Annotated in this window: 12 protein-coding genes and 2 tRNA genes; 4 read left to right on the top strand and 10 right to left on the bottom strand. The window is 54.3% G+C overall.

Annotation, left to right across the window (positions count from 1 at the left end):
• Nucleotides 1-20: 20 nt before the first annotated feature.
• Both recJ and ACFOMG_RS05240 read right to left on the bottom strand, forming a co-directional pair.
• The gene (gene recJ / locus ACFOMG_RS05245) at nucleotides 21-1,742 is read right to left on the bottom strand and encodes a single-stranded-DNA-specific exonuclease RecJ (RefSeq protein ID WP_376865226.1); all 1,722 of its coding nucleotides are present in this window, start codon (nucleotides 1,740-1,742) and stop codon (nucleotides 21-23) included.
• A 38-nt stretch (nucleotides 1,743-1,780) separates the two neighbouring features.
• Complete coding sequence (locus ACFOMG_RS05240; RefSeq protein ID WP_376865225.1) at nucleotides 1,781-2,629, bottom strand: DNA ligase; 849 nt, start codon at nucleotides 2,627-2,629, stop codon at nucleotides 1,781-1,783.
• Nucleotides 2,630-2,812: 183 nt separating this feature from the next.
• Here ACFOMG_RS05240 and folK point away from each other — a divergent pair, with 183 nt between their 5' ends.
• On the top strand, nucleotides 2,813-3,217 hold the full coding sequence (folK, locus tag ACFOMG_RS05235; protein WP_376865223.1) for a 2-amino-4-hydroxy-6-hydroxymethyldihydropteridine diphosphokinase: 405 nt from the start codon (nucleotides 2,813-2,815) through the stop codon (nucleotides 3,215-3,217).
• A 1-nt stretch (nucleotide 3,218) separates the two neighbouring features.
• On the opposite strand, the gene ACFOMG_RS05230 is transcribed toward folK, so the two are convergent.
• The 6 genes from ACFOMG_RS05230 to ACFOMG_RS05205 all read right to left on the bottom strand — a co-directional run bounded on the left by ACFOMG_RS05230 (nucleotide 3,219) and on the right by ACFOMG_RS05205 (nucleotide 12,378).
• Complete coding sequence (locus tag ACFOMG_RS05230) at nucleotides 3,219-3,941, bottom strand: SDR family oxidoreductase (protein ID WP_376865222.1); 723 nt, start codon at nucleotides 3,939-3,941, stop codon at nucleotides 3,219-3,221.
• A 103-nt stretch (nucleotides 3,942-4,044) separates the two neighbouring features.
• Nucleotides 4,045-6,597, bottom strand: a complete 2,553-nt coding sequence (locus ACFOMG_RS05225; RefSeq protein ID WP_376865221.1) for a penicillin acylase family protein — start codon at nucleotides 6,595-6,597, stop codon at nucleotides 4,045-4,047.
• A gap of 88 nt (nucleotides 6,598-6,685) precedes the next feature.
• Nucleotides 6,686-6,997: a DUF3240 family protein gene (locus ACFOMG_RS05220; RefSeq protein WP_376865220.1), complete on the bottom strand. Its 312-nt coding sequence runs from the start codon at nucleotides 6,995-6,997 to the stop codon at nucleotides 6,686-6,688.
• Nucleotides 6,987-10,049, bottom strand: a complete 3,063-nt coding sequence (locus ACFOMG_RS05215; RefSeq protein WP_376865219.1) for an efflux RND transporter permease subunit — start codon at nucleotides 10,047-10,049, stop codon at nucleotides 6,987-6,989. Before ACFOMG_RS05215 ends, ACFOMG_RS05220 begins: the two co-directional genes overlap by 11 nt.
• A complete protein-coding gene (locus tag ACFOMG_RS05210; RefSeq protein WP_376865218.1) occupies nucleotides 10,049-11,131 on the bottom strand; it encodes an HlyD family efflux transporter periplasmic adaptor subunit in 1,083 nt (360 codons plus the stop codon). The genes ACFOMG_RS05215 and ACFOMG_RS05210 overlap by 1 nt, the downstream gene beginning before the upstream one ends.
• 47 nt (nucleotides 11,132-11,178) lie before the next feature.
• Nucleotides 11,179-12,378, bottom strand: coding sequence for a hypothetical protein (locus ACFOMG_RS05205; RefSeq protein ID WP_376865217.1), 1,200 nt, complete (start codon nucleotides 12,376-12,378; stop codon nucleotides 11,179-11,181).
• A gap of 224 nt (nucleotides 12,379-12,602) precedes the next feature.
• On the opposite strand from ACFOMG_RS05205, the gene ACFOMG_RS05200 reads away from it, so the two are divergent.
• Nucleotides 12,603-13,253 (top strand): peroxiredoxin, encoded by a 651-nt coding sequence (locus ACFOMG_RS05200; RefSeq protein WP_376865216.1) that lies wholly within the window; start codon nucleotides 12,603-12,605, stop codon nucleotides 13,251-13,253.
• 444 nt (nucleotides 13,254-13,697) lie between these two features.
• On the opposite strand, the gene ACFOMG_RS05195 is transcribed toward ACFOMG_RS05200, so the two are convergent.
• Together ACFOMG_RS05195 and ACFOMG_RS05190 are read right to left on the bottom strand one after the other, a co-directional pair.
• Nucleotides 13,698-13,774 (bottom strand) — tRNA-Met (locus ACFOMG_RS05195).
• A 109-nt stretch (nucleotides 13,775-13,883) separates the two neighbouring features.
• Nucleotides 13,884-13,960: transfer RNA gene (locus ACFOMG_RS05190), tRNA-Met, on the bottom strand.
• A gap of 242 nt (nucleotides 13,961-14,202) precedes the next feature.
• On the opposite strand from ACFOMG_RS05190, the gene ACFOMG_RS05185 reads away from it, so the two are divergent.
• Nucleotides 14,203-15,258 (top strand): AraC family transcriptional regulator, encoded by a 1,056-nt coding sequence (locus ACFOMG_RS05185; protein WP_376865214.1) that lies wholly within the window; start codon nucleotides 14,203-14,205, stop codon nucleotides 15,256-15,258.
• A 126-nt stretch (nucleotides 15,259-15,384) separates the two neighbouring features.
• Nucleotides 15,385-15,810 carry an acyl-CoA thioesterase gene (locus ACFOMG_RS05180; RefSeq protein WP_376865213.1) on the top strand — a complete coding sequence of 142 codons (426 nt, stop codon included), beginning with the start codon at nucleotides 15,385-15,387 and terminating at the stop codon, nucleotides 15,808-15,810.
• Nucleotides 15,811-16,033 lie beyond the last annotated feature (223 nt).

The raw sequence follows: 16,033 nt of genomic DNA, 5'->3' as shown, positions 1-16,033 counted from the left end.
TATTAACCTTTCCTTATTGGTTAGTTTATGTCCGCTGCCAGATGGCGGATCAGTAATTGTACGTTTTGCTGGCCGCGAAACTCGTTCACCTCCAGCTGAAATGCCGCACTGACCAGTTCGGTCTGGTGATTCGGCCAGCATGCCGGATCGATATTAAAATAAATACCATCCAGCAACAGCTCACTGGACACGGGCTGTAATACCAGCTTCAGATGACGCTCACCAACGATCCGTTGCTGCACCAGCCGGAAGCGGCCTGAAAATACCGGCTCGGGAAAAGCCTGCCCCCAGGGACCGGCCCATTTCAGTTCACGGGCCAGTGCCAGGGTAAATTCAGCCGGTTCCAGCTCACCATCGGTTTCGATCACCTGCTGCAACTGTTCATCGTTAAGCTGACGCCGACACACCTGATCAAACACCTCAGCAAATTGCTGATAACAACCGGCATTCAGTGTCAGCCCCGCTGCCATTGCGTGGCCGCCAAATTTTTTAATCAGACCTGGGGAACGTTTGTCCACTTCATCCAGAGCATCACGCATATGTAATCCGCTGATTGAGCGGGCTGAACCTTTCAGTTCACCGGCGTTTTGCTCATCGGCGGCAAACGCAATCACCGGCCGGTGGACTTTATCTTTAATCCGCGACGCCAGAATACCAATCACGCCCTGATGCCAGTCAGCCTGATACAGACACAACCCGGTCGGCAGGTTATCAGCCGCCTGGAACTGCTGTACATAGGTCATCGCCTGCTGTTGCATGCCCTGCTCGATTTCGCGCCGGCTGCGATTCAGCTCATCCAGTTCATGCGCCATCGACAAAGCCAGGCGGGAATCATCGCTCAGCAGGCATTCAATGCCCAGCGACATATCATCCAGCCGCCCGGCCGCATTGAGTCGCGGTCCCAGGGCAAAGCCAAAATCCGACGACACCACCCGCTCCGGCGCTTTACCCGCCACCCGCAATAATGCATCGATACCCGGCTGTACCTGGCCGGCGCGGATACGGCGCAGACCCTGTTCCACCAAAATACGGTTGTTGTAATCCAGCGGCACCACATCCGCAACCGTCGCAAGCGCAACTAAGTCCAGCAGCTGCGCCATATTGGCTCCCGCTGCCGGCAACAGATCCAGCTGTAACAACCGGCTGCGCAACGCCAACATGACATAAAACACCACACTGCAACCACAGGCCGCTTTAGAAGCAAACTCACAGCCGGGCTGATTCGGATTAACAATGGCATCGGCGGCGGGCAGTTCATCACCCGCCAGGTGATGATCTGTTACCAGTACTTTAATCCCTGCCTGGTGCGCCGCTGCCACTCCGGCAACGGAAGCAATGCCATTATCGACCGTCATGATCAGATCCGGCTGACGCCGGGCCGCCACAGCCACCAGCTCCGGTGACAAGCCATAGCCAAAATCAAACCGGTTGGGAACCAGATAGTCCAGCTGAGTCGCGCCCATCAGTTTCAGCGCCCGGATAGCCAGCGCGGTGCTGGTCGCACCATCGACATCAAAGTCACCCACCACCAGCAGTTTTTGCTGGTCACGTACTACAGGCAGCAACAACTCGACCGCCGCATCGATACCTTTCAGAGTTTGCCAGGGCAGCAGATGTTTCAGCTGTAATTCCAGTTGTTGTTCGCGGGTCACGCCCCGGGCAGCATAAATTCTCTGTAACCGGGGATGAAGGCTGTTCAGCTGCCAGTGTGCCGGCAGCGGGCGGGAGATAATGTGTTTCATAACGCCATTGTATCATCGCCTGCCAGCGATGCAGCCTGTTACTCGACTTCACGCAGCCGCACAAACCGGGCGAAGCGCGGCAAACCGGTGCGCGTAGTACCGCTGTAGGAATAAGTCACTTCCGCACCCAGTGGCGGGGGATTGCGACGCTGCTGATCACTCAGGCCAGAACCGAGACGAAAATGGCGGCCATTTTTTCCGCGTACCAGCAATGCCCCTACCATACCCTGATATTTTCCCTGGCCAGGTACATAATCCACCACCACGGCTTCGGCATCATACTGAGGTTTCAGCTTTAATAAATCATTGCTGCGCTTAGCCTGATAGCGTGCATTCTCATGCCGTAACATCAGTCCTTCGCCGCCGATACTGGTAATCCGCTGCAGCCAATCATTTAGCGCCTGATCCGATGCAACTTTTTTCTGATCCAAAGCTTTCACCCAGGGCGTATGGTATTGCGCCACCAGTGTTTTTAATAACCAGTAACGTTCGTGAAACGGCGCATTACTATCGGGCAGGTCATACACCATAAATTTCACCCGGCGCCAGACATCGTCATTATCTTTCCGGCTGCGGACCAGCGCGCTGATATCATCAAACCGGCCACGGCCAAGCCACAATTCGCCATCCAGAGGTTTATCCGGCAAGGCCGACACAAACCACACCGGTGCCGGTATTTTACGACCACTGCGACTGAACAACGACTGGCCATTCCAGTAAGCACGGACACCGTCGAGTTTTTCACTGACGTAATATTTTTTCACATCAATACCATCGACGTAGTGCTGCGCCAGCATCAGTGGTGGTGGAATCAATTGAGCAGAAAGACTGGCCAGAGGCCAGAGCGACACCAGCATAAAAACGGCAATAAACAGATAGACAGGCATGGCAAAGTCCTCCCTGAAAGCGCCATGCCTTAACAAAAGAAAAAACCCGCATTTTTGCAACATAAGGCGGCTCAATCAGAGTCAGAATCAGACTTTATGCCGACGGATTTTTTATTTTATTCATTTGTTTAACGCCACGGACTTTGGTACAAAAAACCCCCTTGTTCCACAGATAACGCTGATATGACTTTTTATTTGCTGGGGCTGGGCAGCAATATTCAGCCCGCCCAACACCTGAGTGCCGCCATTGACCAGCTGACCGAACTGGGTGAGGTTGTGCTGCTGTCGGAGGCCGTGGAAACCGCTCCCGTTGGGGACGACTTTGACCGGCCTTTTGTTAACCAGCTGCTGGTATTACGCACGACTCTGGTAGCCCCACAACTGAAGTTCCGCCTGCAGCAGCTGGAGATCCAGCTCGGCCGGGAGCCAAAAACACCGGCGCGTAAATTTAAAGACCGCACCATTGATATTGATATTCTGCACAAAGCCGGCGACGCCAACAGCTGCCTGCAGGCCACACTGGAAGACAGCTACAACCGCAGCATACAACAACGCTGGTTACGCCAGCTGGCCCAGCCCCACGGTTAATCTAATCACTGAAGGTCTGATCGTAACGATTAGCGACCAAACGCCCGCCATCAACCCGCAACACAGAACCACACACCGACTGACTGCCCGCCAGATAGGCGCAGGCTTCTGTTATCGCCTGGTAACCCAGTTCCTGTTTAATCAATGACTGCGACAACACCATCTCGCGGTAGGCCTGTGAGTGTTCGGGTAAAAACTGAATCGGCCCGGGCTGTACAACATTGGTGCGTACCTGCGGCGATAAGCGTTGCGCCATACTCAGTGCCCAGTTCTGTAACGCTGCTTTGGAGGCGCAATAAACGGCAAAACGTTCATTCGGCAGATCACTGTAGATATCCGTTATCACCGTCATCCAGGCCTGCTCACACCATAACCCGGTCAGCGCTTCGGTGATCATCATCGGTGCATAAACATGAACGGCAAAATGCTGCTCGGCCTGACGCGCCAGCGACACCCCCTGCTGCTGTGCCTGCGCATCGGCAACAAAACACGAAGCGTTATGAATCACTCCGTCATAAGGGCCATAAGAAGCCAGCTCATCACATAAACGGCGGACATCATTAAGTTCGGACAAATCCGCCTGCAGGGTAATCAGTCCGGGCTGAGGTGCCAGTTCATTAACGCTGTTGTAATGCGCCACCACCCGCCAGCCCTGTGCCAGCCAATATTCGGCCAGTTGTCTGCCCAGTCGTTTTCCCGCGCCGGTGATCAATACTGTTTTCATTCTTTCCTGCCTGCCAGTGGAGATACAAGGCAACCAGCAACGATATAAAAACCGCAACGTTTAACCGGCTGCGGTTTTATTATGGCAAGAACAGCGCAGAATATCAGCGCGACGATGGCCGGATATCGGTGACCTGATGATAATGCCGCTGTACTTTTTCGGCTGAATTAATCGGCAAATTGCGGTTTTTACGGCTCAGCCACAAATCAATGCCATCATCATAATGCGGTGACGCCGGATTGCCCGACTGCCCCCCTGCCACCACCAGATGCAGCGGTTCATCCTGGCTGAAATCGACGATCATACGCATCGCCGGAATATTCCAGACATTATAATCACTGCCCAGATCATGACCAGCCACGTTCAGCGTATTACGGTTACCGCCAGCTGGATACGGACCACGATCGGTGTAGTGTGCCAGTTTCTCCACCGCATACGCCTTAACACCCGACATATGTTTGCCCATTTTGGTGGTATTGGTCTGCCAGTGGTAGGTTAATAACTGTCCCCACTGCCAGGCGTCTGCATCATCACCTAAGCGCTGCTGCAGATGCTGATAGGCTTCAGCCGCCGCCCGTACGATAATTTCAGCTTCGCTTTCCTGATGCTCCGGGGTATTAACATCATCCCAGAAGGGAGCGTTATTTCGTCCGGAGACATGATCCTGATAAGCGGAATACGCACGGCCATTAAGCGACATAAAAACACGCCATAACTCACCGTCATCCGGCCCCAGTTCATCGAGAAAAATTGCCCGTGTCAGGCTGTATTCCAGCGCTCCCCAAATCGCAGCATTAGCGGAGGTTTCACGCATTTCACCGTTAAATTCCATCATCCGCTGCAGAATAAAACGGGCTTGTTGCTGCTCGTCGTCATCCAGCTGTTGCATCGCCGTTTCGATATCCGCCCAACGCTTTTCGTCACCCCAGCGTTGCTGCACTTTGGCAATAAAAATATCACGCCGGTCAGCCTGCATTGCCTGCATGGATAAAAAATTCTGCTTTTTACTGGTATTTAATAATTGTGCGATACGTTCCGCCCGCTCCGGGTAATACCAGGAGCTGGTTAAGGTGGGGCTGAAACCCGCTGCCACAGTGCGGTGATTCCCTGTGCCTAACCAACCCTGAGACGGGTTAACCTGACGCGGAGTCTGTTCGCCTCCCCAGGAGCCGTTCCAGTCATATTCGCCGCTCCAGCCCGGGCTGGGAAAATGACCACGACCTTTTTTACGTAATGGATAATTACCGGTAATTTGCCAGCCGATATTGTCTTTATCGCCATAAACCACATTTAAATGAATAAAACCAACACCGTTCAGCGCCTGTTCGACCTGTGCCATATTTCTGGCCTGGCCCAGACGAAAAAACGATTCAATGGTTTTATCCGGGTATTGTGCCGTCCAGGACAATGCCAGACCGTAGTCATAACTCATACCGGGTGGAATCATTTCGTGTTTGGAAACGCCTTGCAGGGCGCTATTCAGCAACGGGCCATGACGTGTCGACTGCACCAGTAATTCCACATCCTCATCGTCTTTCACCTTAATGACTTCACGCCGCTCGCTCACCGGATACCACTGATCCTGATACAGGTATTCGGTAACGCCGTTATTATCACGCAGCTGCTCCAGAAAAACGTCCTGAGTATCGGCCATCACCATGGTTTCCCCCCAGGCAATATCGCCATTGTAACCAGCCACCAGTGCCGGGACTCCCGCCAGAGTAATCCCCACACCGGAATATTCCGGGCTGTTAACGGCCATCAGGGTCCAGGTCGACGGATGGGTTAACAACAGGTGAGTATCATTAGCCACCAGCGAGGCCTGATTTTCGGTGCGGCTTTTATGCACCGCCCAGTTATTGGAAGCCGCAATACCCTGACCATTAATGGCCTTCAGTTGTTGCTCCACCTGGCCCAGCCGGGTGATCTGCTGGGCCAGGCTTTCCAGTGCCTGTTCGTCCAGCTGCAGCGCTGCCAGTTTTTCTGCTTCGGAAAAATCAATCGCTTCATCCGGGTACACCGGGGCTAAATAAGCGGCTTTTTGCCAGCCAAATTTTTGCGCAAACTGCAAAAATCCTAATTCTTCGTGCAGGTTAAAACCGACCCCTAAATTCAACAACACAAAAATACCTATGGTATTACTGGGCTGCCAGGCTTGCGGTTGATAATCACTGATCACCATTTCCAGCGGCAAGTTATCTCTGTGCTGTTCGATGTAAGCGTTTACTCCGGCGGAAAAATGTTGCAGATGTTGTTTCAGCTGATCATCGAGTGCAGCATAACGCTGTTCAATAATGGCGGTGACCCCAAGAGTACGCATGTATTTGTCCATATCGACCGCCACGGCTCCGGCCATCTCACTCAAACGCCCGCGCGCCAGCAAATTCATACCGGTCATTTCCGCCAGCCGGTCCTGGGCCATCGCATAACCCATACCAAACGCCAGATCACTGATATTGTCGGCCTCAATATACGGCACCCCATAATCATCACGGCGAATCTGCAGCGGCGCGCTGATACCGGTTAATGTCAGTTCTGTGCTGTTCGGATCAAGATTATTTTCCGCCAGATGATTAAATAACGAGTCGCAGCCAGCCATAGCCGCAGTGAGCGCAGCCACCGCGACCAGGCGGGTAATAATGCCCGGCAACGTCATAAGAATGTCCTGTTGTTATTGTTTATTAGCGCGCCATTATGACCACAGGCCGGAGACGGAAACAGGGAAAAAACGGACACTTTGTCCGTCAGTCTGTTTTCCCGAGATGACCAAACGCCAATAGCGGCTGCAGCCAATAATGCAGATCGCAATGGCAAAACGTCTGTTTCAGCAGTGCCAATAACTGATGCACCTGAGACTGGGGCAAATGCAGACCAATTAATGTCCGTTTTTGTTTCCCCTGAATCTGTTCCGCCAGCGACAACCCATGATGGCGATTGCCATGTCCCCAGCCCTGCCAGGAAGTAAAGCCGGGCAAATCCTGCTGTAACAACCAATCGGTAAGCGCATCGGCCTGGGCTGGCCGTATTGACAGGGTTAATAACACTTCATTGTCCATGCTGACGCTCCAGAATTAAACGACGATACAACACAGGTAACACATACAGGGTTAACAGGGTTGAACTGACCAGGCCACCAATAACTACTACCGCCAGCGGCCGCTGAATCTCGCTGCCCGGACCGCTGGCAAACAGCAACGGCAACAGCCCGACGGCACCGGTGGAGGCCGTCATCAGTACCGGCCGTAAACGCCGTACCGCCCCCTGCAACACCACATCCAGATGGCTGTAACCCAGGCTGTGTAACTGTCGGAAGTGCTCCACCAGAACCACACCGTTCATGACCGCAATCCCCAACAGCGCAATAAAACCAACCGATGCCGGTACCGATAAATATTCGCCGCTGAGCCACAATGCCAGCATGCCGCCAATCAGAGCGAAAGGGATATTGCACAAGATCAGTAAAGATTCATTTAACCGGCCAAAGGTGGAAAACAACACCAGTAACACCAGCGCGATGGCCAGCGGCACCATCAGTGCCAGGCGAGTGTTGGCACGCTGCTGATTTTCAAACTCGCCGCCCCAGCTGAGCACATACCCCGGCGGCAAGGTCAGTTGTTCGGCTACCCGCTGTTGCGCCGCAGCCACAAAATCCCCTAACGCCACGCCACTGACATTGACATTAACCACCGCAAAACGTTGCCCCTGTTCACGCCGGATTAATACCGGCCCCTGCTGCTCCTCAGCACTGACCACGGCCGACAAGGGTAGCGTTCCTGCCGGACTGCTGATGTGTAACTGATGCAACAGCTGCTCAACCTGATAACGCACCGGTGTACGGATCAGCAATGGCACCTGGCGCTCAGGAAAGATCAGCTGGCCGGCGTGAATGCCTTCCAGAGAACTGCGTAACACCTGCTGTACCGCCGCCACGCTGAGGCCAAAACGATTGATCTGCTCGTAATCGAGTGCCAGCTGCAAATAGTGCATACCACCGGCACGGGGCACCAGGACTTCAGCGGCGCCGGGCACCTCGCTAACCAGTGCCGCAATCTGATCCGCCAGCTGCTGTAACGGTTGCAGTTGTGGACCAAACACCTTAATTGCCACATCACCGCGGGAGCCGGAAATCATTTCTGACACCCGCATCGCAATCGGTTGAGTAAAGCCGTAGTTCACCCCGGGAAACTGACTCATGACGGTGCGGATCTGTGTTTTTAACGCGTCTTTATCGGCAACCTGCCACTCCTCCCTCGGGCGCAGCTGCAAAAACATATCGGTTTCATTGAGTCCCATCGGGTCCATTCCCAGATCATCCGAACCGGTACGCGCAACAATACGTTCAATATCCGGGCAAGCCGCCAGCAACGCACGCTGTACCCGTAAATCAATATCGATGGAGGCATCCAGATTAATGGTCGGGGTTTTCTCCAGCTGCACAATTAAGTCACCTTCATCCATCTCCGGCATAAAGGTTTTACCACTGTCGACAAACGCAGCCAGGGCCAGCACCAGGGCCAGCACCAGCGCCACTAATAACGGCGCCGGGCGTGCCAGAACCCGCGCCAGACTGCGCTGATAACCTTGCTGTAAAGTCAGCATCCAGGTCGGCGTGTGTACTTTATCGGCATCGATAAATAAGGTGGTTAATACCGGAATCAGAGTCAGTGACAACAACAGACTGCTGGCCATGGCAAACATAATGGTCAGTGCGACCGGGGAAAATAATTTACCTTCCAGTCCCTGCAGCGTTACCAGCGGTGAAAACACCAGCAGAATAATGGCAGTACCGGAAATAATCGGCACCAGCACTTCCCGCACCGAACGATAAATCAGGTGCAGTCGTGGTAAGTTTCGCCCACCCTGCTGCAGACCGGTGACGGTGTTTTCCACCACCACCACCGCACCGTCCACCAGCATACCAATAGCAATCGCCAGCCCTCCCAGGCTCATCAGATTGGCGCTCATGGAAAAATAATCCATGATCATAAAGGTCATCAGTGCCGCCAGCGGCAGATTCACTGCCACCACCAGTGCCGTACGGACATTGCCGATGAACAGACCCAGCAACACAATCACCAGCACCACGGCAATCCATAACGCTTCCGACACGGTCGTCAGCGCCCGCTCAATCAGATCGCTGCGGTCATAAAACACCCGTATCTGTAAATCCTGCGGTAATCCGGGACGCAACACTTCCAGCGCCTGATTCACACCGGCAATGACCCGGGCCGCATCCGCATTTTTCAACGCCACCACCAGAGCCTCCACCGTTTCACCCTGACCACTGTCAGTAACAGCGCCGTAACGCGTCAGTGACGACAGCTGCACCGTGGCCACATCCGCCAGCCGCACCGGCTTGCCCTGCTGCCAGTGCACAACCCGCTGGCGTAAATCCTCCAGATCCAGCAACCGTCCGCTGCTGGTAATAATGATGGATTCTTCACCACTGCTGATGCGCCCGGCGCCGTCATTACTGTTGTTATTACTGAGAAACTGATGTAAATCCGCCAGCGTCATGCCCAGCCGCGCCAGCGCCAGCGGATCGGGCGCCACTTCATAAGCGGCCACCTTGCCGCCCAGGGCACTGATATCCGCCACCCCGGGGACAGTGCGTAACAACGGCCGGATCTGCCAATCGAGAATGCGGCGTTTTTCCGTCAGTGACTGCGGGCCGTCCAGTGTCATCATCAATAATTCCCCCAGCGGCGTACTCATGGGAGCAATACCACCGCTGACACCGTCCGGCAGCTGCGGCCATACGGCCGCCAGCCGCTCCGATACCTGCTGCCGCGCCCAATAAATATCGGTGCTATCGGTAAAATTCACGGTGATATCGGTGATGCCGTATTTCACCACTGAACGCAGCGCCGCCTGCTGCGGAATACCCAGCAGCTCCACCTCAATTTTGCGGGTAACCCGCGCTTCCAGCTCCTGCGGCGCCAGACCCGGTGCTTTAACAATGACCTTAACCTGCACCGGTGAAATTTCCGGGTAGGCGTCAATGCGCAAGCCCTGTAATGCATTCAGCCCGGCCATCAGTAATGCCACACTGGCCACCAAAATAATGACCCGCTGACGCAATACCCCCTGTAAAAAAGCACCGAGCATTATTCGCCCTCCTGTTCCAGCCACAAAGCTTTCAGGGTGGCGCTGCCACTGCGCACCAGTTGCTGTCCGGCCAGATCAGCATCCAGCAGCAACAGACCCTGCTCACCACTGCGCAGCTGTTTCAGCTCCACCACCGCTACGCCGCTGTCGGTACGTATAAACCCCCAGTGACGACCATCACGCCGAATCCTGCTCGACGCCGGAACCAGCCAGCCTGACTGCGGCTGAGGAACAGCCACCTGCCAGCGCTGGCCCGGGCGTAATCGCGCCGTATCACTGCCGCCGGGACGCAACCAGACTTCCAGCCGATCGGCAGCATCCACGACCTGCCCCACCGAACTCAGCTGCAGTGTCAGTGGTAGCTGTCCTGCAGCCGTGGCAGTCAGAGCAGTTTGTTGCTGCAACCCCGCCAGCAATGTCCGCGGTAATGCCAGGCGCAACTGCAACGCAGCAGACGGTGCTAACTGCGCCAGGGTTTCACCAGCGGCAAAATGTTCCCCGGGCTGGCGCTCTATCCGCTGTAACCAGCCGCTTTCCGGCATCGGCAATACATAATGCCCGGCTTGTTCATCACGCTCAGGAACCTGCGCCAGGCGTTGTTGTGCCAGGGCAATTGCGTCCTGTAACTGATCACAGCTGAGCTGCTGTTGCGCCAGCTCAAAACGGGAGGTCAGCCCCTGGCGCTGGCGTTCTTTCATATCCTGCAGCCGCTGCTGACATAAACGACTGTTTTGCTGGCGCCGCTGCTGCTGGCGGACAAAGGCCGGTAACTCATGACTGGCGACCGTCACCAGCCTGGAATGAGCGGCCAGCGCAGCCCCGGAGGTCTGCTGCCATTGCACCACCCGCCCGGCAAACGGCAGGCTGAGGTGGCGCTGTTCACTGTCGGGCACCGCTGCCAGTGCGGTTAAACGCGCAGCCGTCAACGACCCGGAGTGCTGATCATCCAGTGTGATAAAACGTATGCCCAGGTTATCGATCTGCCCGGCTGATAACGTCAGCTGGGCCTGAGGCTGCAGCGTGGCAGGCAACGCTGGCTGCGCCGCCACGCTACTCAGCGCCATCACCGCACTGCCCAGCACAACCCAATTCCGGGCTGGCTGACCACGCCTTAAATGCTTGACCCATCTCATTCCAATTCCCCCTGTAACTGATTCCATAAACTGATACTGCGCTGATAACGCACCTCGGCTTCATCCGCCTGCTGCTGCAACTGCCAGATGCTGTGCTGAATCTGCAGCCACTGAAAACCGGACAAGTTGCCACGCTGATACGCCTGGTACTGGCTTTGATATTGCTCAGCTGCACGACTGGCCAGCTGCCGGGTTTGCTGTTGTTGTTGCTGTAACGCCGGCAACGCCAGCGCCAGTGACGCACGCTGGCGCTCCAGCTGCTGACGCATGTCGAGCCATTGCTGATGCTGACTGGCCAGCTGTGAAATAGCGGCCAGCCGCGGCTGATAACTGCCGGAGCCAAACTCCAGGCGAATACCAGCCAACATCTGATCGCTGGCCGGCAACGCATCCAGCGCCTGCTGATGTTTGAGTCCCAGGGTCAGGATGGGATTAAAGCGCTGATAACGCTGTTGCTGCACCTCGCTGGCTGCCAGCTGCTTTTCTGCCGCCAGCCGCTGCATTAACGGATGTTGTGGTAACGGCTGCGGCGCCACCGGCAGAAAACGCCAGTCGTCTGGCAACTGCGACAGGCCGGTCCACTGCTGCCATTGTTGCCGTAACTCCTGCTGACGTTGTTGATTGCTTTGCTGCTGGCTCAGCAGCTGTTGATTGCGCTGATCAAGTACCAGCTGATCCGCCGCCGGACGTTCGCCCTGACGAATCAGCAACGCCAGCCACTGGCGCTGCTGTTGCAGTGCCTCACGCTGTTGTTGCTGACGCTGTTGCGCCAGCCCGGCGGCGTACCAGTCCCACCACCATTGCTGCAACTGGCCGGCCAGTTGCCAGCGCTGATGCTGTTGCCGTAAATGCCATAATTGCTGGTTTAGCTGGCGTTGCTGTTGGCGGGCAGCAGCCAGACCCGGCCGGGCCAGCGGCAGCTCAACGCTCAGTAACCACTCCGCCGCTGCCGCAACACGCTGATCTCCTTGCTGATAATCCAGCGCCAGTGACGGCGCTGCCGCCAGCCAATCGGCTCCGGCCTGGCGAAGCAGCTGCTGTTGTGGCTGCTGATATTGCTGCGTAGGTAAACGTTGCCAGGCCTGCTCAAATGCCTGAGAAAAAGATGGCGCCGCCTCAGCGGCCAGTGGACAGAACCACAATATGTACAATAACCAGCCATACCAATGCCGGCTGAACTTCACAACGGCATTCATACATGCCCTCCCGGTAATATTTGCGGCAACACTAACGGGTGAAGCTGAAACGAAACTTAAACGGGCGGATAACTCTGTAAAGCAGCGCCAGAGATAAGAATGATTAGTATTCAGACAGAATGGCTAAATATCTTTTGACTATCGTAGCAATAGAAATATAACCATATAAGTATTTAGATATGGGTGTATAATAAAACTCTCTGACCACATACAGGTAAAGAAACATGGAACAGACAACTCAAGTAATTGGTTTACCACGCCTGAACGAACGCGCTCCGGCATTCAGCGCTCCGACAACCGATGGGGTTAAATCACTGGACGATTACCAGGGCAAATGGCTGGTGTTATTTTCACACCCTGCCGACTTTACCCCGGTTTGCACCACCGAATTTATTGCCTTTGCGAAGATGGCGCCCGAGTTCAACAAACGTAATTGTGAATTGTTAGGCCTTTCGATCGACAGTCATCATTCTCACATTGCCTGGATGCGCAACATCCAGGAAAAGTTTGGTGTTGAAATTCCATTTCCGATCATCGCCGATCTGAAAATGGATGTTGCTCGTGCCTATGGCATGATCCACCCCGGCGCTGCGGATACCTCGGCTGTACGGGCAACTTTCCTGATCGACCCGAATGGCATTTTACGCGCTATGGTTTATTACCCAATGAGTAACGGCCGCTCTGTTCCGGAGTTCCTGCGTATGCTGGATGCCATGCAAACCAGCGACGAACACAGTGTGGCAACGCCGGAAGGGTGGCAACCAGGAGACAAAGTCATTGTACCGCCATCAGCGACAGCAACGGGCGCAGACGAACGCATGAATTCGAATGAATTTGATTGTGTGGACTTTTATTTCTGTACCAAACAGCTGTAATACCAACAGCGTCGGCAGAATAACCAGGACCGGGCCGTCAAACGCCCGGTTTTTTTATGCGCAGCGCCATATTACAGACACAAAAAAACCAGCTCGCGGCTGGTTGATTCGGAAAATTGGTTGCGGGGGCCGGATTCGAACAGGGGCGCCCAACCCGACGACCGTCTGCTCGTCGGTAAATTACAAGCACAAAAAAACCAGCTCGCGGCTGGTTAATTCGGAAAATTGGTTGCGGGGGCCGGATTCGAACGGGGGCGCCCAGCCCGACGACCGTCTGCTCGTCGGTAAATTACAAGCACAAAAAAACCAGCTCGCGGCTGGTTGATTCGGAAAATTGGTTGCGGGGGCCGGATTCGAACGGGGGCGCCCAGCCCGACGAACGTAGGTCGACGGAAACAAAAAAGGCCCACTATATGATTAGTGAGCCTTTAGAATTCGAAAAATTGGTTGCGGGGGCCGGATTCGAACCGACGACCTTCGGGTTATGAGCCCGACGAGCTACCAGGCTGCTCCACCCCGCGTCAATTTTATAGTCGTAACAAGCAGCACAGTGGCTGATTGTGGTAGTGAGCAAACTACCCGACATTGTACTCTGAACTTGTAACCGCTGATTTTACTACTGAAATCAATTGGTTGCGGGAGCAGGATTCGAACCTACGACCTTCGGGTTATGAGCCCGACGAGCTACCAGACTGCTCCATCCCGCGTCAGAGGCTGCGCATATTACGGTTAAGCCACCCGCCTGTCAACACTAACTTTATGAAATATCTGAAGTTTTCACGTTTTCTTCATAAACAGCTGCTAACCCTTCGCTCCGTAGTAAGAAAACAGCCGTGTATATCGGAAAAATCTATAGAATTTGTAAACCCATCTCTGGTCTATTCCGACAACTGGTGGTAGCTTATTTCGACACCAAAAAATAAAAATAACGATAAAAGCATCAATTACCATGAGTCAACGTACCACCAATACTATGACAACGGCGGTTCTGCAGCCTTTGTTCCGACTATTGGAAAGTAAGGGCTTCTCCAGCACGGAATTGCTGACTTCTGCAGGCCTGGATGCCACGGCCGCTTCTGCTTCCACCCAACGTATATCGATTCACAGCTTTGATCGTCTGCTGGAACATTGCAGCCGTCTGCTGGAAGAACCTGCGATTGGTTTGTGCGCCGGGCGCCGGCTGGAACTGCCCAGCTTTTACCTGCTCGGTTTTCTGGTCAGCAGTTGCCAGACTGGTCGGGAAGCACTGGCGATTCTGCGCCGCTATTATTCCCTGATCAGCGACTCACGCTCACCGGATTTCTTTATCGGCCAGGAAACCGCCAAGGTAGTGTATTACGTTACCGACGGCAGTCCGTTCGGCAATCAGGCACGGGCGGAGTTTATCGCCACCGGTATTCATTCGGTTGGACGCGCAATCGGCGGCAACTATTACCGCCTGGAGGGCGTTGGTTTTTGCTGCGCTGCGCCACATTACCGCCAGCAACTGGACGACTATTTTGGTGTTAAGGTGGAATACAATCAGGCGCAGAACTGGATCAGTGTCTGCAGCAAACACCTCGACTCGCCACTGGCGTACGCCAATCCGGGCTTGTATAACGCGTTGCGCAACCAGGCCGACCAGGCCATTTCACGCTTCAGCCGGTTACAGGCATTCAGCCAGAAGGTGATGCACGTGTTGCATCAATGGCCGGAATCGGTGCCTATCACCAAAACGGCTGTGGCGGAATTACTCAACACCTCAAGCCGTACCCTTACCCGCCGCCTGCAGGAAGAAGACTGTCAGTTTTCTAATCTGGTCAAAGAAGTCCGGCTGGAAAAAGCCCGCCAGGCCTTACAGGGCGATTATGCCGATGTGCAACAGCTGGCGCTGGATCTGGGCTTTTCCGACCGCCGAGGATTCGAACGGGCCTTTAAACAATGGACCGGCGAAACGCCGGCAGCTTACCGGCGTAATTTCCGCGCCGGAAAATACGACAGCAACGAGATTGCCGTTGCCAGCTGAGTAACTTTCTTCTGCCTCAAGGCGACCATGGTCCACACTGTTTCACCACAATAGAGGTGTTGTGGTGCCATGGCTGCTTTATGATGTCGGCCTTTGTCGTTCATCAGTCAGCAGGAGACATGCCGTATGAGTACCTACCAGACCCGGATTGAAGTTCGCTGGTCGGACTGTGATGCCAACAATCACATGCGCCACAGTGCCTACGCCGATATGGCCGCCCACGCCCGGGTTGGTTATTTAACTCACATAGGAATTGGCCCGGAATGGTTAGACCAGCACCAGATTGGTCCGGTGTTATTTAAAGAGAGCACCGAATATTTCCGCGAAGCGCATATGAACGACGTGTTAACCATTACGGTTGAAGCCGGCGAAGCCACCGGCTCCGAAAAAACCGTTACTCTGGTCAACAATATTTATAAAAGTGATGGTGAACTGGCTGCCCGGGTCAGTGTGTTATTTGCCTGGATGGATACCCGGGCCCGCAAAGTAATCGTTGTGCCGGAGGTTGCGCGTCAGGCAGACCTGTTTCGTAACCAGGCCGAACCTGCCTGAGTGACGCACAGCCGTAAAAAAGCCAGATCGCAGGCGCACTGCGATCTGGCTTTTAGTTTTAGTTTTAGTTTTAGTTTTAGTTTTAGTTTTAGTTTTAGTTTTAGTTTTAGTTTTAGTTTTAGTTTTAGTTTTAGTTTTAGTTTTAGTTTTGGTTTTGGTTTTGGTTTTGGTTTTGGTTTTGGTTTTGGTTTTGGTTTTGGTTTTGGTTTTGGTTTTGGGATGA

Origin of the sequence: Bacterioplanoides pacificum, from assembly GCF_042648445.1 — a bacterium.
GTDB classification, from domain to species: domain Bacteria; phylum Pseudomonadota; class Gammaproteobacteria; order Pseudomonadales; family Oceanobacteraceae; genus Bacterioplanoides; species Bacterioplanoides pacificum.
This window is presented reverse-complemented; position numbering and strand designations above follow the sequence as displayed.